This is a genomic window from Neorhizobium tomejilense (assembly GCF_964254135.1).
Taxonomy (GTDB): Bacteria; Pseudomonadota; Alphaproteobacteria; order Rhizobiales; family Rhizobiaceae; genus Neorhizobium; species Neorhizobium tomejilense.
Genome location: NZ_CAXUSO020000001.1, coordinates 1,219,892 through 1,240,416, shown reverse-complemented (window position 1 = coordinate 1,240,416; position 20,525 = coordinate 1,219,892). Strand labels below are relative to the sequence as shown.

Annotated in this window: 12 protein-coding genes and 1 pseudogene; 10 read left to right on the top strand and 3 right to left on the bottom strand. The window is 58.2% G+C overall.

The annotated features are described in order from the left end of the window. Positions 1-18 precede the first annotated feature (18 nt). The 7 genes and pseudogenes from ACSQ3G_RS06420 to ACSQ3G_RS06390 all read left to right on the top strand — a co-directional run bounded on the left by ACSQ3G_RS06420 (position 19) and on the right by ACSQ3G_RS06390 (position 10,549). Positions 19-600 carry a hypothetical protein gene (locus ACSQ3G_RS06420; protein WP_046636942.1) on the top strand — a complete coding sequence of 194 codons (582 nt, stop codon included), beginning with the start codon at positions 19-21 and terminating at the stop codon, positions 598-600. 909 nt (positions 601-1,509) lie between these two features. Then, positions 1,510-5,319: a vitamin B12-dependent ribonucleotide reductase gene (locus ACSQ3G_RS06415; RefSeq protein WP_436109433.1), complete on the top strand. Its 3,810-nt coding sequence runs from the start codon at positions 1,510-1,512 to the stop codon at positions 5,317-5,319. A gap of 412 nt (positions 5,320-5,731) precedes the next feature. After that, positions 5,732-7,174 (top strand): nucleotidyl cyclase domain-containing protein, encoded by a 1,443-nt coding sequence (locus ACSQ3G_RS06410; protein WP_436109432.1) that lies wholly within the window; start codon positions 5,732-5,734, stop codon positions 7,172-7,174. After that, on the top strand, positions 7,175-7,981 hold the full coding sequence (locus ACSQ3G_RS06405) for an E2 domain-containing protein (protein WP_436109431.1): 807 nt from the start codon (positions 7,175-7,177) through the stop codon (positions 7,979-7,981). Positions 7,982-7,987: 6 nt separating this feature from the next. Further along, positions 7,988-8,698, top strand: a complete 711-nt coding sequence (locus ACSQ3G_RS06400) for an adenylate/guanylate cyclase domain-containing protein (protein ID WP_436109430.1) — start codon at positions 7,988-7,990, stop codon at positions 8,696-8,698. Positions 8,699-8,759: 61 nt separating this feature from the next. After that, positions 8,760-9,677, top strand: coding sequence for a TIR domain-containing protein (locus tag ACSQ3G_RS06395; RefSeq protein WP_436109429.1), 918 nt, complete (start codon positions 8,760-8,762; stop codon positions 9,675-9,677). A 411-nt stretch (positions 9,678-10,088) separates the two neighbouring features. Then, positions 10,089-10,549, top strand: a pseudogene (locus ACSQ3G_RS06390) (tyrosine-type recombinase/integrase). A gap of 140 nt (positions 10,550-10,689) precedes the next feature. On the opposite strand, the gene ACSQ3G_RS06385 reads toward ACSQ3G_RS06390, so the two are convergent. Then, entirely contained in the window at positions 10,690-12,933 is a 2,244-nt protein-coding gene (locus ACSQ3G_RS06385; protein WP_436109428.1) for an ATP-binding protein, read from the bottom strand. Positions 12,934-13,313: 380 nt separating this feature from the next. Beyond that, positions 13,314-14,615 (bottom strand): SH3 domain-containing protein, encoded by a 1,302-nt coding sequence (locus tag ACSQ3G_RS06380; RefSeq protein WP_436109427.1) that lies wholly within the window; start codon positions 14,613-14,615, stop codon positions 13,314-13,316. A 60-nt stretch (positions 14,616-14,675) separates the two neighbouring features. Between ACSQ3G_RS06380 and ACSQ3G_RS06375 the strand changes: the two genes are divergently transcribed. From ACSQ3G_RS06375 to ACSQ3G_RS06365, 3 genes are all read left to right on the top strand, one after another. Further along, the gene (locus ACSQ3G_RS06375) at positions 14,676-15,053 is read left to right on the top strand and encodes a hypothetical protein (RefSeq protein ID WP_436109426.1); all 378 of its coding nucleotides are present in this window, start codon (positions 14,676-14,678) and stop codon (positions 15,051-15,053) included. Between the two features lie 463 nt (positions 15,054-15,516). Then, positions 15,517-16,368 (top strand): HamA C-terminal domain-containing protein, encoded by an 852-nt coding sequence (locus ACSQ3G_RS06370; RefSeq protein ID WP_436109425.1) that lies wholly within the window; start codon positions 15,517-15,519, stop codon positions 16,366-16,368. Then, on the top strand, positions 16,365-18,455 hold the full coding sequence (locus tag ACSQ3G_RS06365; protein ID WP_436109424.1) for a DEAD/DEAH box helicase: 2,091 nt from the start codon (positions 16,365-16,367) through the stop codon (positions 18,453-18,455). The genes ACSQ3G_RS06370 and ACSQ3G_RS06365 overlap by 4 nt, the downstream gene beginning before the upstream one ends. Before the next feature lie 93 nt (positions 18,456-18,548). On the opposite strand, the gene ACSQ3G_RS06360 is transcribed toward ACSQ3G_RS06365, so the two are convergent. Then, positions 18,549-20,246, bottom strand: coding sequence for a PIN domain-containing protein (locus tag ACSQ3G_RS06360; RefSeq protein WP_436109423.1), 1,698 nt, complete (start codon positions 20,244-20,246; stop codon positions 18,549-18,551). Positions 20,247-20,525 lie beyond the last annotated feature (279 nt).

Sequence of the window (20,525 nt, the reverse complement as noted above, 5' to 3'; positions counted from 1 at the left end):
TATGGAAGGGAAACACCTATGCATAAGATCATCGTCATGCTCCTTCTCGGCAGCACCGTATCCGCCTTGCCGCTTGGCACGGCTCTGGCCGAGGAGGCTCACGTCGCGCCGGTGACCGAATATGTCACCGGTAAAGTAAAGCCCTGGCTCACCGACGCAGTGATCATTTCGGCGATCAAGGCCCAGAATGCCACCAATGCCAAGCTGAGCGACGCCGATATCCTGGCGCTCGACAAAAAATGGCGCGCCGAGGTCGACAGTTCCAATCGTGCTACGATCGACAGCGTGCTGAACAACGCCTTGTCGAAACTTCTCGTGGAAAAGAAGGAAAAGTCCGAGGGGGCGATTACGGAAATCTTCGTCATGGACGCCAAGGGCCTCAATGTCGGCCAGAGCGACATCACCTCCGATTACTGGCAGGGCGACGAGGCAAAGTTCAAGAAATCCTTCGGTGCCGGCAAGAACGCGCTGTTCGTCGATGAGGTTGAAAAGGACGAATCGTCCCAGACGCTGCAGTCGCAGGCAAGCGTGACGATTACCGATGAGAGCGGAGCGCCGATCGGCGCCGTGACGATCGGAATAAACGTCGATTCTCTCTGAACCGGGCGAGATCCCCTGGCGCTGCGGCATCGTTGACGCCGCAGCGCCAGGAAAAAATAAACGAAGACCCCGGGCTCGCCGATGGCGAACCTGTTCGGCACACATCCGCGCCCTTTCGGGTAGCCTGCACGGCTATCGTCCCGACTCGCTTGAAGTCAGCCGGGACACCTGGGCCTCTTTTCCGCGGGATAGGCTTCATCGGGAGCCGAGCACCAACGGCTGATTCTTTCCGGCCCTTTTCAAAAATCTTGGTCCTTGTCACTGGCCCGCCGGTCAAAAAAACGCGCGGGCTTATCTATTAGTGGTGGCCACAGATTCTTGAACTGCCTCGATATGGTACGGCCGAACCCTCAAAACCCCGCTAGATCGGGCTTTCGGCACCTGCCCCCGCTCACGAAATATTTCCGCGCCTCGTAACGCAAGTTTCAGGCTGTCCCCGCAACTGCCTGAGAATCCTCGTCTATTTCTTCGTCCCCGTTATCCACAGCCACGAACCACAATATCTTGTGGTTATAAAAGCGTTGCAATCTACGCCTTGACGAATCTCTCGGCTCGTTCGACAGTGTTCCTTACGTTGCGGCGGCGACTGGACCGGAATTAACGAGGCCGGTTCTTCTTCGAGTTTGACGGGAAAGATCATGCAGTCCGGCTATGAGGGACGGGCTGCTATCACGGTCTCCGTGCGTGCTCGATTTTCCGCTCCGGAACAACGGCTGGGACTGGCGGAAAGATTCTGTTAATACTATATGTAGTAGTGTTGCAGCCGTTATCACCACAACATACAGGTTGGCATCTGCGGATGATCACCTGGGATCGGGAACATTCAACTGGCTGCGCGCGTCGAACGTGTGGGCTGGAGCGGCACATCTGCGCCTTATCATCAGGCGCCAACGGACGAGGATTAAGGCAATGCGCATCGAACGTCGTTTCACCAAGCCGGATACAGGCGCTTATGGGGAAATCGAATTCCGCAAGGGGATCAGCGAGATCCGCAATCCGGACGGCTCGATCGTCTTCCGGCTTGCCGATATCGACGTGCCGGCGCAATTCTCCCAGGTTGCGACGGACGTTCTGGCGCAGAAGTATTTCCGCAAGGCCGGCGTTCCGAAGTTCCTGAAAAAGGTCGAGGAAAACGACGTCCCCTCCTTCCTGTGGCGCTCTGTAGCTGACACGGAAGCGATGAAGGCACTGCCGAAGGAAGAGCAGTACGGTTCCGAAACCGATGCGCGCCAGGTTTTCTCCCGCCTTGCCGGCACCTGGACCTATTGGGGCTGGAAGGGCGGCTATTTCACGTCCGAAGAAGATGCCTCCGCCTTCATGGATGAGCTTGCCTACATGCTCGCCACCCAGCGCGTCGCCCCGAATTCCCCGCAGTGGTTCAACACCGGCCTGCACTGGGCCTATGGCATCGACGGCCCCGGCCAGGGCCATTTCTATGTCGACCCCTTCACGGCTAAGCTCACCAAGTCGAAGTCGGCCTATGAGCATCCGCAGCCGCATGCATGCTTCATCCAGTCGGTCGAGGACGATCTCGTCAACGAAGGCGGCATCATGGACCTGTGGGTCCGCGAAGCCCGCCTGTTCAAATACGGCTCCGGCACCGGCTCCAACTTCTCGATGCTGCGCGGCGCGGGCGAAAAGCTCTCCGGCGGCGGCCGTTCGTCGGGCCTGATGAGCTTCCTGAAAATCGGCGACCGCGCTGCCGGCGCTATCAAGTCGGGCGGCACCACCCGCCGCGCCGCCAAGATGGTCGTCGTCGACATCGACCATCCGGATATCGAGGAATACATCAACTGGAAGGTCAAGGAAGAGCAGAAGGTGGCGGCCCTCGTCACCGGCTCGAAGATCGTCTCCAAGCACCTGAAGGCCATCATGAAGGCCTGCCTGAACTGCGAAGGCGGCAGCGGCGACGATTGCTACGATCCGCTCAAGAACCCGGCCCTGAAGCGCGAGATCAAGGCGGCCAAGAAGGACCAGGTTCCGGAAAACTATATCGGCCGCGTCATCCAGTTCGCCCGCCAGGGCTACAAGGACCTGGAATTCAAGACCTATGACACGGACTGGGATTCGGAAGCCTATCTCACCGTCTCCGGCCAGAACTCCAACAACTCCGTCTCGCTGAAGGACGACTTTTTGCGCGCCGTCGAGCAGGATGGGGACTGGAACCTCACCGCCCGCAAGGACGGAAGGGTGATGAAGACGCTGAAGGCCAAGGACCTCTGGGAACAGATTTCCTACGCCGCCTGGGCGTCCGCCGATCCGGGCATCCATTTCAACACGACGATGAACGACTGGCACACCTCGCCGGCCGGCGGCCCGATCCGCGGCTCGAACCCGTGCTCGGAATACATGTTCCTCGACGACACGGCCTGCAACCTCGCCTCCATGAACCTGCTGCAGTTCAAGGACAAGACGACCGCCCGCATCAATATCGCCGATTACGAACATGCGACGCGGCTGTGGACCGTCGTGCTGGAAATCTCGGTGATGATGGCGCAGTTCCCGTCGCGCCAGATCGCCGAGCTCTCCTACCAGTACCGCACGCTCGGCCTCGGCTACGCCAATATCGGCGGCCTGCTGATGTCGACCGGCATCGCCTACGACTCTCCGGAAGGCCGCGCCATCGCCGGCTCGCTGACCGCGATCATGACCGGCATTTCCTATGCCACCTCGGCTGAAATCGCCTCCGAGCTCGGTCCCTTCCCGAACTACGCGCCGAACCGCGACAGCATGCTGCGGGTCATTCGCAACCATCGCCGCGCCGCCCATGGCGAGACCTCCGGCTACGAACAGCTGTCGGTCAACCCGGTAGCGCTGATCCATTCGGAAAACCCGGACCAGGATCTGGTCGCCCATGCCAAGGCTGCCTGGGACAAGGCGCTCGCGCTCGGCGAACAGCACGGCTACCGCAACGCGCAGGTCTCGGTTATCGCTCCGACCGGCACGATCGGCCTCGTGATGGATTGCGACACGACCGGCATCGAGCCCGATTTCGCGCTCGTCAAGTTCAAGAAGCTCGCCGGCGGCGGCTACTGGAAGATCATCAACCGCGCCGTCCCGGAAGCCCTGCGCACGCTCGGTTATTCGGAAAGCCAGATCGCCGAGATCGAGGCATATGCCGTCGGCCACGGCAACCTCAACCAGGCGCCCGGCATCAACGCCGGCTCGCTTCGGGCCAAGGGCTTCACCGACGACAAGATCGAAGCCATCAACGGCGCCACCAAGGCCGCCTTCGACATCAAGTTCGTCTTCAACCAGTGGACGCTTGGCGCAGACTTCCTGAAGGGCACGCTTGGGGTCACCGACGAGCAGCTCGCCGACGTGAGCTTCAACCTGCTCGAACATATCGGCTTCTCCAAGAAGGACATCGAAGCCGCCAACATCCATGTCTGCGGCGCGATGACGCTCGAAGGCGCTCCCTTCCTGAAGGCCGAACATTTGGCCGTCTTCGATTGCGCCAATCCCTGCGGCAAGATCGGCAAGCGTTACCTCTCGGTCGAAAGCCATATCCGCATGATGGCGGCCGCCCAGCCGTTCATCTCGGGTGCGATCTCCAAGACGATCAACATGCCGAACGACGCGACCGTCGAGGATTGCGGCTCCGCCTACATGCTGTCCTGGAAGCTCGGCGTCAAAGCCAACGCGCTTTATCGCGACGGCTCGAAGCTCTCCCAGCCGCTCAACTCGTCGCTGATTGCCGATGACGATGCGGAAGACGCGGTCGAGGAACTGCTGGCCCAGCCGGCAGCAGCCCAGGCCGTGACGATTACCGAAAAGATCGTCGAGCGGATCATCGAAAAGGTCGTCCGCAGCCAGGAAAAGCTGCCCGGCCGCCGCAAGGGTTATACCCAGAAGGCGAAGATCGGCGGACACACGATCTTCCTGCGCACCGGCGAATACGACGACGGCCGCCTCGGCGAAATCTTCCTCGACATGAACAAGGAAGGCTCGGCCCTGCGCGCCTTCATCAACAACTTCGCGATCTCCGTCTCGCTCGGCCTGCAGTATGGCGTGCCGCTTGAGGAATATGTCGACGCCTTCACGTTCACCAAGTTCGAACCGGCCGGCATCGTCACGGGCAATGACGCGATCAAGAACGCCACGTCGATCCTCGACTACGTGTTCCGCGAACTGGCGATCTCCTATCTCGGCCGCCACGACCTCGCGCATGTCGATACGTCGGACTTCTCCAACACCGCGCTTGGCCGCGGCGTTTCGGAAGGCAAGGCGGATGTGGTCTCCAAGGGCCTGACCCGCGGTTACAAGCCGACGCTCGTCTCCGGCACCGGCGGCGATCGCCCGGCCGACATCAAGGGTGCGGCCACCGCTGCCCCTGCCCGCGCCTCGGCCGGCACCAACGTCACCGCCTTTGCCGGTGCCGCCGCCCGCAAGCTGGAACCGACCGTCGCCATCTCGACTTCCGAAATCGTCTCCTTCAAGCGGGATTACGAGGAGCGCGCCAAGGAACTCGCCGAAGAGATCGTCGAGGAACTGACCGAAGAACAGGCAGCCACCACGGCCCTCTTCTCCGACAAGGCCGCCGACGAGGCTGCGACCGCCAAGACGGAAGCCAAAAAGGTCGAAAACGAACGCCGCATGCGCTCGATTGCTCAAGGGTATACGGGCAACATGTGCGGCGAGTGCCAGAACTTCACGATGGTCCGGAATGGGACTTGCGAGAAGTGCGACACTTGTGGGGCTACGAGCGGCTGCAGCTGATTAATGCAGGAATAAGTGGTTGGATGGACCCCACTGAAAAGTCATAAAACCGGGGTTTGGAGTCATAAAAGTCCCATCTGCTGAGTCATAAAACAACAGCGGGACATCTGAAATCGCTCTATCATCCCGAAAGAACGAATATTTCCAGGCACTTAGGTGCCTGGAAGATGCCTCTAGGAACAAATCATGAAACAATCGCGCCGGTAGGCATCCCCGATCCGACACCACCTTCAAGCATTCAGCATTCATCCGCCCACAGGCGAACAAAAAGGAAGTTGTAATGAGTTGGTCCCGTCATAAGAGCCTTCAGCGTATCCGGTCATTCCGCGCCACCGCGCCAGCCGCCTCGATCAACCTGAGAAATTTCGACCTGAGCTACATGACCGCCCGAGCGGCGACGATACGGACGAGGATGAACCTTGGCGGGAAATCCGAGCCGCTGATCTTCGATGTTCCGCCTGACACCGCGATCCGGGTTGAAGGCGTTCACGTCTACATCCAGATGCTGGACTTCGCGGCGGCGATGACCGAGCGGGAGCGGGAGACTGAAGCCAGTCATCGCCGCGTCCTCTCGATGCTCCATCTCAACTACGCGGCATGCGATCAAGTCGCCGACGAATTCGAAGCGCAACGCGTCGATTTCCATGGCGCGCGCATGCATGCCGTCATTGTCTCTCCTCCCGGCCCCGGCAACGAGAAGGAACGAGCCGAGAGAGCTCTTGCATTCGCTGACGCTGCCAAGCGTGCTATTGAGGAAGTCGGTCGCACTACGGAGAACGGCCGCTACTCGACCCGCATTCGTGTCGGAGTGGACAGCGGGTCTGCGGTTGCCGTGAACAGCGGGACCAAGGACGAGCGCGAGCCGCTCTTCCTTGGAGCACCCGCGAACTACGCGGCCAAACTCGCCGAGGGCGACGAGGAAGGCGTCTTCATGTCGAACAGGGTCCGAAAGGACCTTGGACTTCCGCAGCTCTTCAGCATCGACACGTTCGCGGCCGAGCGAGCGAACCCAACGTCGTCCGTCGGAAATATCGGCCTCTCGACAAACAGCAGCTTCCAATCGAAGCGCCTTTCAGACGCTGACATTGTGACGGCAGCATCCCGCGCAAGAAGCCGTTTCGTGCTCGACGTGGGCACCGACGCCAGCTTCTCGTTCCACAGGCACACGCCGCCGCTGAAAGCGATCGACTTCACGCTCCTAAAGCCCTCGAACTCGATCCGGATGGGATTGATGTCAATCTTCGGCGACATTGACGGCTTCACGAAGTATGTCGATGACTGCATCGCCCAGCAGCGGATCGGCGAGATGGTTTCGAATCTGCACGTCATCCGAAGCGAACTGGCGGCAACCCTGTCCGAGGATTATTCGGGCCGCAAGGTGAGGTTTATCGGCGACTGCATCCATGGTCTCCTTGCAGAGGGCACTTCGCAGGACACGGATGCCTCTGCTTCCGTGGTGGCGGCGGTCAAGGCGGCTGGCGGAATGCGCTCAAGCTTCGAGCTCTGCCAGGAGGAAATCGGTGGCATCGACAAGCTGGGGATCGCCATCGGCCTTGAGTTCGGTGAGACGCCCATCACGCGGATCGGGATACGTGGGGAGCGGAGTGTCCGGTGCTCTGTCAGCAGGGCGGTCTCGCGGTCGGAGGAACTTCAGGGCGACTGCACGGGCGACCAGACCGCTCTTGGCCCGACTGCGCTCAATCATGCTCCAGCGAGCATTCGAAGATTGTTCGAAGGTGGTGTCGCCTGGGGGCTCGATTCAGAATCGGTGGGAGAACATCTCGGCTCACCTCCAGTCGTGAGCAGCGGAACGGTCAGCGCCGTAGCGGCCCCTTACAACGCCGGAGAGCGATGATTGCCATTGGATCATATCTTCCAGGCGATCCCTGATTGGTTCAGCGGCGCCACTCGCACGGGACCCGAGATACTTGGGGTCGCCGTTATCCAGCTCGATAGTGCCGTTGGCGAGATCAAGGTTGATCTCAGGGTGCGTGATCAGGACGGCGAGATTGAGGTTCAGGAGCAGGTGCCTGGAACCAACTATCCCAGGACATGTCATGAACGGCATCTGCAATCGAATGAGCATTTTTGCATCGGGTTCAATGCAGGTAAAGGAATCGTCTCGAATGATCACGCGGTGGTCTGGTGGGCTCTGCTCCGGCATTTTCTAAAGCTTCAAAGGGTGGCTGATAGAACTGGCCGCTGGCCTCCACAACAGGAGCTGGCCCATGGTTGCGCAGGGCCGCACCAGCTCGCGGCTGTCGCCGCAGCAAAGATGCTGGGTATCGAGAACGAGTACATGGAGATGCTCGCAGGTGAGCCTGCATGGTTTTCCTACAGCGGCCTTAAATTCAATGCGCGGGATCGCTTGAAAAACAGTTGGCTCCCTTGCCCTGTGGGCTGCCGAAGGAATGGCAAACCGATATCCCGGGCGTCTTGCTGCCGACCCGAAGCCGTTACCACGCTGATCAGGCAGGAGCGTCTCAGGAGAGAGAAGACAGCGGACTTCTATTGGTCAGCGCGCGCTCGCGGCGAGCGATGCTGCGGGACGATGTTGAGATGCGGTCTGCGCGATCTCCCGCCTGACGATGCCATGTATTCGGGGAACTCAGGAGACGGATCCCAAGGTCCCGTTGAAACTGCGAAATCTGGAGAGGCTTGAACTGGGATGACCAATGAGAGCTTTCTCAAGGATCGCGTCGAATCTCTCTTCCGCACCGAATTCGACCAGCGGGATGGACGGGTCGTGCCGACGACGGAAGACGTGGTCTTGAAAAACGGTGCGGTCAAAATCGACGCCGCCTTCCTGTATGCCGACCTTGCGGGTTCGGCAAAATTGTCAAAGGCATGCCCTTGGTCTACGACCGCGAAGATAATCCGGGCATTCCTGGATTGCTCCACTCGTCTCATCATCAAGCATGGTGGGCACGTCCGCAGCTTCGACGGAGATCGCGTGATGGGCGTATTCGTCGGCGATTCAAAGAATAGCAATGCCTCTATCTGCGGGCGAGAAATCCATTGGAGCGTCCGCAAGATCATTCAGCCTGCGGCGGAAAAGCAGTTCAAGTCGGTATCCGACAATGGCATTGAGATCCGAAACTGCTCAGGTATCGATGCCGGAGAAGTCCGGGCTGTACGCTCCGGGGTTCGGGACAGCAACGATCTCATCTGGATCGGGAAAGCCGCCAGCCTTTCCGCAAAACTATCGGATGTCAGAGACGGAGGCTACTGCACCTATATCTCCAGCCGGATATACAACAAGCTCAGCAAGGAAGCCAAATTCGACACCGATGGGAAGAACATGTGGGAGGCGCGGTCCTTCGTCTTCGCCGATGAGACGGAGACCGTATATCGGTCCGGCAACTGGAAGAAGCCGTGAGGCGGGTCACCTCCCTCATCATTTCCCGTAAGAAACATCTGATTTTTCACAAGGAGCCGTCATGAAGGAACGTTTCGAGGGCGAAAACCGAGTAGCATTGATCGGCAATCTGAAGCGTCAGTTCGATAGTGGAGACACCGAGGTTGCTGAAGCGATCGCGTCCAGTGGAGAGCTTGTTGAGTTTAATTCGGGCGACATCCTGATAGCCGAAGGCGGCGAGGACAACGATGTCTTCTTCCTGGTTTCTGGAGTGGTCTCCATCGTTGTCAAAGGACAGGAGGTCCGGCAGCTCAAGATGGGCGATCATGTCGGAGAGATGGCCGCGATCGAGCCTTCGCAGCGCCGCGCCGCGTCCGTCATCGCGGTGGAGACCGTGGTCGCGGTGAAAATGGCCGGCAGCGAATTCACGAAGCTAGCCGACAGGTTTCCACCACTTATCTGGCGGTCGGTCGCACAAGAACTCTCGAGGAGACTTTATGACCGGAACAGGCATATGACTGCTCCGAACGCGAAGCCCCGCATGTTCATAATGTCCTCTGTCGAAGGACTGGAGGTTGCCAACGAGATTCAGGCTGGCCTCCAGCACGATGCCCTTCCAACCGTGTGGCCCAATGGTGTCTTCTGGGCGGGCGGCTATCCCTTGGAATCCTTGGAAACGGCCGTGGCCGAGAGTGATTTCGGAGTTGCTGTGGCCCTCTTCGAGGACATCGTCGAGACGAGTCGTGGCGACCGCAAGCCTACGATCCGTGACAACGTTCTTTTCGAACTCGGCATGTTCATGGGGCGGCTTGGCCGCAGAAGAAGCATCCTGGTGTATCCGAAGCTTCCAGGACTTGTTCTGCCATCAGACCTCCATGGATTGACGCCGGCTGCGTACAATCCTGGAGAGCCCAGGGATTTGCCGACGCTGCTCGGTCCGGTGTGTACGCAGATAAGGAAGATCGTTCGCCAGCTCGGTGTGAAGACGGCGGGGAATTGAGCTTCGCTCGAGCGCCCGAAACTTCATTGACTAATACTCCTGGCCACAGACTTTCCGAAACAACCTGCGCCTTGACTTCAGCCGGCCATTGCCGGTGATTCTCACGCCGGACGGGCGCGGGCGGAAGTCCCTCACCTCGAAACTCGATCCGACATTCGAAATCGTCAATACCGACACAACGGTCGATGACGTCTTCGATCGAATAAACGTAACCGCTGTTCCGCTCCCACGTTGTCCTCGCCGCGCTGATCTGTGACCGCCTTCCATGGACGAGCAACGGGAGTTTCTCCATGGAGACTACATTGGAGGTTCTCACGGCCAGGAAATCTGGAAGTGAGGTGCACCGGCATTGCCCGGATCAGATCAAGGCGCAAATCGTTTCTGAGAGCCTTCGGCCCGGAGCGTTGGTGAATGGTAACCCCTGTGCTGTTCCCACATTGTCTCCGTGCCTGCGACCTCGTCAGGCTGAGAGTTGAGGGCCTGTGGTCCGGCAGTTCGGTTCGGGACCGGGCGATCATCATCCAGAAGAAAACGAATCGACCCGTACAGTTTGAGGTCACCGAGCAGACAAAGACTGCGCTCGTGGCGTGGCTCCCCTTCGCTCGGAGGAATGGCGGCAGCTATCTGTTTCCAAGCCGGAAGATGTCGCATCATTTGTCCACGAGGCAATATGCCCGGATTGTCCACCGCTGGTCGCGTCCATCGGGCTTGACGCTAATGCCTATCGCAACCACTCCATGAGGCGAACCAAGGCAGCGCAGATTTACAAGAAGACAGGTAACCTGCGAGCCGTCCAGATTCTACTCGGTCACACGAAGCTCGAAAGCACGGTTCGCTACCTTGGAGTCGAGGTGGATCGCGGAGCAGATTGACCTGTAGGCTTCTGACCATCGGCGTTAGCCGATGGTCCCCCTCGCGCCAATAGCGGCCATGCAGCCCGAGCGGCCTGCTACACCTAAGGTAAAGGCTGAAAGAAAAGGGAACGGCGCGCCCGCTGATGCCTCGCCCCGTCTCAGAACGGGATATCATCGTTTAGATCGTTTTCCGCAAGCGGTGGCATGGCGGCGTCGTTTGCCGCGAGAGGCACTGGCATTGGGGGTACGGGATAGATGGCTCTAAATGCACCAACAAATGCTTCACGTTCATTGAGCCTTACCAAGACAGGGTTCTCGCAGGACGATGCCTTACCGAAGACCACCGCATGGCGGGCTTCTAGGCTGGGAAGTATCTTCGCGTAGTCGCTGCCGATGTAGTTGGACAGGAATTCTTTGCCCGTATCGTCGAAAGTGCGCATCGCAAATATCGTGTTGCACTGATTGAGGATGGTCTTCGTCACGTTCGCCGTTCGTTGTGTTATCAGCAAGCAGCCTAGCCCGTACTTTCTGCCCTGGAGAATAGCGCGGGCACTTCTGGCGGTTGCCGCCTTATCACCTTCCGCTATAACCGAATTCCATTCCGGAACCAGTGAGTGGGCTTCCTCATAGACAAGGCAAACGCGCGCCTGGCCCGTCATGCCCATTTCCTGGCACACCATCAGTGCCGCATCGGAGATGATGGCCGTGATCTCTGTCGGTGTCAGTGTCGCCATGTTGGCATTGTTGTTGAACATGCCGCTTGCCTGCCGGGTGACCTCGAACTGCGCAGGGTTGATCACTCGCAGACGGCGCTGATCGGCAGGATCGACAAAGGCACGCAATTGCTCAATCACCCGTGCCCGGAAAGCCAGATGACTACCGCCCTGTTCCTGGTTCTGGTGGGCAGCACCTCCTTGGCCGGCATGTACCAGAGCAAGGCGTTGCGCTTCTTCACCGGCAGGATCGAGAAATTCGGCCAGCAACTGGCCATACTGGTTTGTAAGATCAAGGCAGATGACCTTGATGCCGTCGGCAATCATTCGCTCAACCAGCTCAATCGCCAGATAGCTCTTTCCGATTCCGAGAATGCCCAGAACTGCGGTGTTGTGCGTAACGGCGGAGGAGATATCGAGACTTACCCCAAAGCCGGTATCCGGGAAATGGCCGATTGCATCAGCGGCCGGGGCCGCTTCGTCTGAGGGGAGCATGAAGACAGGGGAGTTAATCTTCGGGAGCCATTTTACCGGGACGAACTTGCCAGCGTCGGTATCCCAGCGGCCTATTTTACGGGCTTTAGCGCGAGCATAGCCGTAGGTGTTTTTCTGCTGGACGATGTTCTCACGGGTCAGACCTTCAATGATCTGAAAGATAACATGAAAGTCGCCGATCCGTACTTCCACCAGCCGTCCTTCGGACAGGTCGCGCTCCTCCGTCACCTCAAAAAGGACGTATTCCAGACTCGTATCGCTGACCACGATACCACAGAGTCGGTTGATCCACTGGATAGCGGGGACGTCGGCCAACTCTTCGGGTGTGGCTCTCAATGCAAGCGCCATCGCCGCGCCTCTGGGGTCGGGCAGCTTACCGATGCGATCCTTCAATCCATCAGGGAGCCGGGCCGTCAGTACGCGCAGCAAGTTACCCTCGTCCCGGCCAACATAGTTCAGGGCCACGCCTAGCATCCACGGTCCGTTATTATCGGCAACAACAAGAGGTGTGCCGCGCGGCACAGTTTTATCACCTAGCTGACGGACAAGGACAATTCCCGGCGACTGGTGTGCCGCGATTTGTCCAATGACCTCTTCAGTTTGTATGGTCTGAAATTGTCCGTCTATCCAACCTAGGAATGACAGAATTGCTTCAACCGGACGTAGTGCGACAATCACTGCCCAAGCCGTCAAAATGGCAATTGCCTCGTCGGTGCGAGTGCGATGGAATAGCCACACGCATGCCAGAATAAGGATCGTGAAGATAACCGAAGGACTGCCAAGGCTGCGCACGGCGCGGTCGGCGGCGCCAACCCATAGTCGGGTTTCGATACCTACCGGCACACGCATGAGAAGTACGATCACTGAAAGCAGGCATATAACGGTACAAAAGACGGCGATCGCCCAGATCAGGACAAGGTCCCAGGACTCAGCGGGAACGACTAGTGAACCGGCGGCGATAGCGGCCAGAGCAACGAAGCTATTGGTCGCGGCATCTGCAGGTGGCGTGAAATGCGGATTGAGAAGGCGACTACCGAACAGCAGACTCGCGAAACCGCTATAGACCCAGATCGCGTTTTCATTCGGGGTCAGGCCAGTAGATATCACTTTCCACTGAATAAGAGCCAATAGAAGTGCGTATAAAACCAAGCTGATGACGCGGTTTCTTGCCTGTATATAAGGACTTTCGCTCATAACGTCACCTACCACCATTGATATTTATTGAACGTGCTGCTCAGCAAGTTACACGCTCGCGTAGTTTCGGCGCAATCGTTGCCGACAGGCGTCGTTCGACCTTCGGCATTGAGTGACCGAAACCGCATATTCATGACGCGTTGCAAATGCTCGGCGTAACGCGCACGTCTTGGAGCGATATGCGGCCTCACAAACGAGCCTCAGTGGCACACGGTCGAGTTGGTGCGAACGATCACTGGAAGCCGCTAACCCTATGACACTAGTACGCGTTCAGACCTCGGCTGGTACGACTACACCGGTTTCCTTTAGCAGGGCCGTCTCACGCATCTCAGAAATGCGTAACGCTACGTGTTAGGCCCGTAGGCAGTGCGATCAAGGCCTCAGTCGATGTTCGATACCAACCGCGAAAATACCCACCCGCGCGTCACCTCATTGCTTAGTGGGTCGGCGATTTCAATCAGCACCCAGCCCGCCGAAGTTGAATCTAAGACGGCGATGTCGCCCGGCTTGAGTTTGCCCAAGATTTTCGAGTTCGTCGTGGGCGCTCGCCTGATGTTGGCGGCGCGAAGGCCGACCACCTTGGAAATCTTGGCGGCCTTCTCGCTGAGGTGAGTCACGATGCTATCGAGTTTGGAGTCCTGCTTCTCAAGTATCCGCACGATGTCCGGATGATAGTCGTGTTTCGCGGCATCCTCAGTGCGATCGCGCTCCGTTTGGTAGATCGGTACCGCGGCTAGGAGTAAAGCCAATAGTGTCGTCACCACCACCCAGTGCGATAGTATCCTCGACGGCGAGGCATTCTTGGCTAAGTCCGCCGATAACCTTGTGGTAATGGCGTCCACGATAGCATCGACATCAAGGGGTTTTTCGGTGCTAGAGCGTTCTGCCTCGTGGAGAATGGAGATGCCGTCGACGAGGAATGACTCTTTGCGGGCAGTGGCCCACGCGGCGCGGTTAGGTCCGGCATCAAGCGCCACCGCTGTAAGCGCCGCCAAGTCCATCGTCGATCTTCCCACCTGCGGCAATGGGGTCGTCGCCACGAGAAGGGACGCAGCCAAAGCGCTGGTGATCGTGGCGTGAGCCTTGGACCAAGACTCGGAGTGCTTCCTGAAGTCGTCGAGTATCTGCGTCATCGGACCCGCGATAGCGTGAAACTGCGCATAGGTCGCGGCTATTCTTTGTGTAATCTTGGCGACGTCCGAGGCGAAAGACTTCGAGGCGCTGGCAGCTTCGAACGTTTGGCCCGCCGCCGACATTTGCTTCATGATTTCGGAGATGCCTAAGCCAATGGTGCGCTGATCCGCCCGGATCGATTCCTTGAGCCTGCCGAACCTCGCGATGTCGCTCTTCATCAGTGCGTCTGAAATTCCCTTCAAGGCGGAGGAGTGTCCTGAGATGAGTTGCCGATAGGGCTCCGAAATCTTCCGAGCCGCTTCTAGGTCGCGCCGAATGAGGGAGTCCGGCAGGGATGCCAAGCGAGCTTGCTCCGAGACCTGTTTGAAGTCGACGCCCAAGCTATTCAGACGCCTCCGATTTTCTTCGAACGTCTTCAGCAATTCGGCGGCCTGCTTGATATCCGGAATTGAAGCTTTCAGATTGGCGGCGTCTCGCAGACGTCGCTTTTCGTTCTCCAATGCGGGGTCTCCGTCATCAGGTGAGCCCTTTTTCTTGTCGTCACTCATGATCCGCTCTCAAATCTGCGCTACCACTTAATGTCCCGACGTATGGGTGGGCAACCCCAGTTGGCGAGCGACGACGACATCACGTTCGCGATCGACGCAACCACCGACGGCGAGGCGATCGCTAGCATTCGATCTATCGATCCCACAGAGATTGATCATGAATCTCTTGTCAGCCACAAAGCCGAGCCTGGTCGATGGATGCAGGACGAACTCGGTCCCGCCATCGGCACGGACGATGTCCTAGGCCGCAGCGAATTTGAGATCGCGAACACATTTGGATGGGAGGCTTGCTGCCACCTCACGGATAGCCCAACGAAATATCGCGAGCTTCCGCCAGTTGGGGACGGCTTTGGGCCGACAGCGGACTTCAGCCGTGTGTACGCTCAGGGTAATTCCACGGCATTTGCTCGTCGATCCGGCTCTGCTTATGGCCGTTGACAAGGCGGGTAAGCGTGGCGGACAGGTAATCGCGGCACGATGGTCCGGATGCTGTCGGCAACTACAGCGATTATTCTCGATATACTTAAAGTCGGTGAGTGCGTGTTCTAGGCGCGACCGGTGTCATCCTCTGTCGACACGGATCAGGACAATGACCGCTCCGGCCACGGATCCGGTTCCGGACGCGGGTCGCTCCGCTCTTCACGGCGAATGAGCTAACATTTGCAATGCTGAAACTAAATCACGGCCTGCGGGAATGCTTTTCCGGAAGTCGCAAGAATGCTGGGAATCACTTTGAATAATATATTATCATCTCAAGAGATCGCAGCCGGACTAATGCAGCCAAGACTTTCAGGCCTACGTCGCCTCGTTGCTAGCGCCGGCGTGGCCAATAGAAGTGCGCCTGAATGTCAACTTATGATAGCATCAAGACATACGATTCTCACCCACTGCAGAAACTGTCGTGACGAAATATTCGATTAAACCAAAGAGACTTCTGAAGCATGTCCTGAAGATCGATATTCCGTTCAGTAACAATGGTTACTGCGCAGGTTTTGAACTTTCCGCGTGGCGATGTGAAGCCTTGGCGAAACACCTGATCGAGTGGGTCATGGACTACGCTCTCAAGGAGGACGAGCTCAACGTCAATCACTCGAACTCCTACGTCAAGATGCAACAGGCCGCCGTCCGCGTCTATACGAGCGACAATTACAAGCGCCGAGGAGAGGTGGGGGAGATCCTGCTTCATGCAATCTGCCGCGACTTCTTCGAGACAATTCCTATAGCCCCGCGCGTATTCTACCTGACGTCCTCTAACGAAGTGGTGAAGTCGTTCGACATGGCTCACGTTCGATATCTCGGCCATGGGAAGTTCGAACTATGGCTGGGGGAAGCCAAATTCTACGAGACTGGATCGGAAGCAGTGACTGCCGCGATCGATTCCGTTGAGAGACACATCCAGCAGGGGTTCCTCGAGAACGAGAAGCTCATCATGGGGCCGCAGATTTCAAAGGACATTGAGCATCATGCAGAGATCCGGGAACTCTTCGCCAGCGAAACGTCCCTAGACGATCTGATGTCGGCTGCCGTCTTTCCTATCTGCATCGCATGCGACAGCAAGGCCGCTTCCAGGCACGGAAAGATCGATGACGCCTACCTCCGCGAGCTGGAGCCGGAACTGAAGGAGTTGGCGGAAAAGTTGGAGAAATCCGGGTTGCGGCAGAAGATCCGGATCCTGCTCATCTATATTCCGCTTGGTTCCAAGGCCGCTCTTGCAGAGGCTTTCGACAGGAAGCTGAAGGGATTATCCGCATGACTTTCGAAGCGGTCGACTGGGGTGCAATCGGGCGTAACTCCGGAGACGAACTCAAGGGGTCCGTGTTCCGCCTCCTGAGATCCGCTTCCGCTGCCATACACGGCCCGAATCCGGAAGATCCTAAACTTCTCGAGGTCGTCCCCAGACTGGCAGATCTCATCGCGACGCGACCCGAGCTTGGCAGCTTCCGCGAAGCGTACAGTGCACTCGCCAGAGCGACGGGGCTATGGAACTACATAGACAAGAGCCATGCCGATACGGCGGATGCAATCGTTGCGGAAGCCGTCACCGCAGACGAGCTGGGAGTGACCTTTCACCGGGAGCAGATCGCCGTCCTCAACGATCTCCTCGCTGGCCGCAACGTGATCCTGAGCGCACCCACCAGCTTCGGGAAGAGCCTACTGATCGATGCCCTGCTGGCAACTGGACGATACAAGAGGATTGCTATCGTCCTGCCGACGATCGCCCTCCTCGACGAGTTCCGCCGAAGGCTTCGCAGGCGCTTCCGCGAACGATTCCACGTGATCATGCATCCCGGCGATGTGGTGGGCGAAGGACCTACCATTTTCCTGGGAACTCAGGAGCGCATCCTGAACCGGAACGACCTGGGTTCGCTCGACATCACGGTTGTGGACGAGTTCTACAAGCTCGACGCGGACCGAAAGGATGAGCGGAGCGCATCTCTCAATGCAGCCGTCTACAGACTTCTGGCCCGATCACGGCAGTTCTTTTTCCTGGGCCCGAACATCGACACTGTCCGCGTGTCGGGCGGGGGCAGATGGCAGTTCAACTTCATCCGGACGCGGTTTGCCACGGTAGCTGTGGACACCTTCGATCTGCGCGGAACCGAGAACAAGCGCGAGCGACTTCTGGAAGAGATCGGGAACGACGAGAACTGGCCTGCACTAGTGTTCGTCTCCAGTCCGGATAAAGCGAACTCACTGGCATCGGAGGCGGCCGAGGGGATGGCCGTGAGCGAAGGACGAGGCGAGTTCGCCGACTGGCTTGCGGAGAACGTCGGCAGCCGCTGGTCCGTGGTTAGAAGCGTCCGGTATGGATTCGGCGTCCATCATGGCAGGATCCCCAGAGCCATCGCCTCGCACATGGTCCGTCTCTTCAACATCGGGTATCTGCCAGTTCTGTTCTGCACATCGACGCTTATCGAGGGTGTAAACACGGCGGCAAAGACAGTGCTCATTTACGACAAGTCGATAAACCGCGCCGATTACGACTTCTTCACATTCTCGAACATCAAGGGAAGAGCGGGCAGACTGGGAGAACACCACGTCGGGCGCGTCTTTCTCTTCAACGAGCCGCCGGCACAGGTGGAGATGGAGGTGACACCCACAGTCTTCTCCGACGACGATGATGCCCCTGATGACTACGTGGTCTTCCTTGAGGATGAGGACAAGTCCGATGCCGTCGACGACCGCATCACTGAACTGAAGGAGACCCTCGACCTGGATCCCGCCGGACTACGTCTAGCGGCTTCGGTCGGTTTGGATGTCGTTGCCGAGATTAAGCATATCGTTCAGAACAGGATCCGTTTCAGCCGTGGACTCGTTTTCACCGGATACCCCGATTGGGACACCCTCAAGATTCTCGTGAACATCATCGTCCAGGTCAAGCGTGTCAGTGACTACGGCGCGAAATCCGAGGGGCAGCTCGCGCTGCGCATCAACCGTCTTCGTCGGGCGAAGACGATTAAGCAGTTTCTCCGGGACCACGACGAAACCCTCCAGGAGCGGGAGCAGGATTTCGACCTGATCTTCAAATTCCTTCGAGCGTGCGAATACGGCTTGCCCCAGATCATCTCCGTCATTGAGATCTATGTGAAGAAGAGATACCCCGAGGCGGACTACCACTTCTTCCTGAGAGAGCTGGCGCGCTGGTTCCGTGCTGAAGAACTCAAGAACCTCGATGAGGAAGGTGTTCCGATCCAGATCACGGAACGTTTTCATAGGAGCAACGACACCTACGCTTCGCTGATAGGTCGCCTGTCGGCGGCTGTTGCAGACACGAACGCGGATCTGACGGAATTCGAGCGATCATGGGTGGCCACCGCACTCGACTTGCCAGTTCGCTGAGCGTGTAACGCGCGTACGACTCGAAGAGGGGGTACTCCGGTTCCGTACAAATTGCGCGCCTGTACCATGATGGTGTAATCGAAGGCCGTAAAGTCAGGCGCACTGGTCAATGAGCGCTTCGGCAAAATCGACCATGCTCACATTCTCGACCGCCCTCCCTACCTTCACCTTAGCCTGAACTGGCGTGGTCAGGTTTTCGGCGTGAACGGTGCATTCGACGATGCCGCGTCCTGCGCCATCGTTCGGAAACACGACCTCGAAGCCGAAGAACTCTTCGGCGCGATGGTGTCGCCAAAGCCCGCACGTTAGGGCGCCCTTCTTCACGCCTCGGTCAGTAGGCCAGTCGTCGTAGTAGAAATCCTCTGCATCCCGGGTTGCCGGTGGCCTGACGATGAAGTTAGAGGGATCAATGAACGGCCGCACGATCGGCTCTACCGAGGATATCCCGGACAGAAGTTGCCGATCCACCCCAAGAGGCGCATCGAATTGTCTGCCCAGTGCAGCACTTCCTAGCGGATCAAAGCTTTTCATGAGTCCGCGGAGCCCGGTCGGATCCGACATCCTGGCTAGCTCGCGAGCGAGATTGCTCGTACCTCCGAGATTAGCCATCACAGCAAGTTTGTCAGCATTGCGGAGGAAGTCCCGGCTCCCGACGCCAGCAGCCATCGATGCAAGATCGAATCCTTCGCGCCTTGCCGGGGCAACTTCAGGCATGCCCCTGTGCACCCGTTGCTCGACAGCGGGCGGCATTGGCGGCCTGGGAAGCTCTGTCCGAGCGAGGCTAGCCTGCGCCTCCCCCTCCTCCTCTTCGTCGTCCTGCAGGCGACGCAATTCTAAGGGACCCTTGCCTTCGAACTCGATACGAACCTGAGACGCTGGACGGCTGCCCTTGTTCACAATCCCCCAGGAAAGAAACAGTCGTTGCTCAAATTCATCACGTCCCGCATGCAGTTCCTGAAACGCAAGGCGACAGCGGTCGATCCAGGCCGGGTAAGCCTTCTCCCGGTAATTCGCGACATCCTCATCCGAGGGCCGAACGTATTCGATAGTTGTGACCACTCCGTACTGGTCCGTGGAGCTAACCGCCTTTGGAGGTGTGAAATCCTCTACGATCGGATGCTTAGCGCGGAGTTTTTCGATGAAGAAGTCCACCTCTGCAGGGGTCAGCGGCGAGGCGAACTTCCGGACGACCGTCACGGGCTCCTTGCCATGAGGATCGGAAAGCCGAATGACGATGTTCGGCTCCTGCGCGCGATAGTTCGCAAGTTCGTTCTCGAGTTCCCGAACCGCTTTTCCATCTTCTGTATCCATTGGTGGCCGCCGCCATTCCTCAGGGATCATCAGGAATGGGACTTTGAAGTCGTCCGCAATCGATGCCGGGCCCGTATCGTCCGTGAAAAGCCTTACCTCGGAACCGTCAGTCGTCTTTGCGAGCGCTGATGCGATGCCCACAAGCTTCTCATCTGTCTTGCCATAGTCCAGGTCATCCTGCAGTTCAGGATCCGGCTTGGCAGCCGTAAACCTACGCAGGACGACCCGAGGTGCCGGTCCGCTGATCTCCCACTCGGTGGTGCCCTTGGCGATCATGTCACGGACACGGCCGAATATCTCCAGCGCCCGTGCCCGCGTCCGGCCATTGGCCTTTTTATGCTTGTCGATCTCGTCGAGGACGGGCTTCGTGAGCAGGATGACGACCTTATCCTTGCCAAGCTCCTTCCACGGCAACTGAGGCAGTGCTCTGCACTCGAAGAAAAGATTTGTATCGGCGACCAGATGGATTTCGGTTTCCATGTGTGCTCCTCGGTTCGCCCGGTAATGTCAGCGTCAGTCATCACCGTTTCAAGCTCCTGGATAGCAATTGTTGTGGACAGCGATCGACATAAGATCACTCCGTGGGAAAGCCGGCCTGGCCGACGATGCACGAGGGATGGACCGTGGACAGACACACACACTGGCAAGCCCGGACCGGACCTCCGAATTTTGAGGCCGTGCAGAAGGTGACACGCCCGAACCCGGCTACGTGCTGAAGCTCAGCCGACGGATCTGCATAACAGGCGACGAATTCACAGA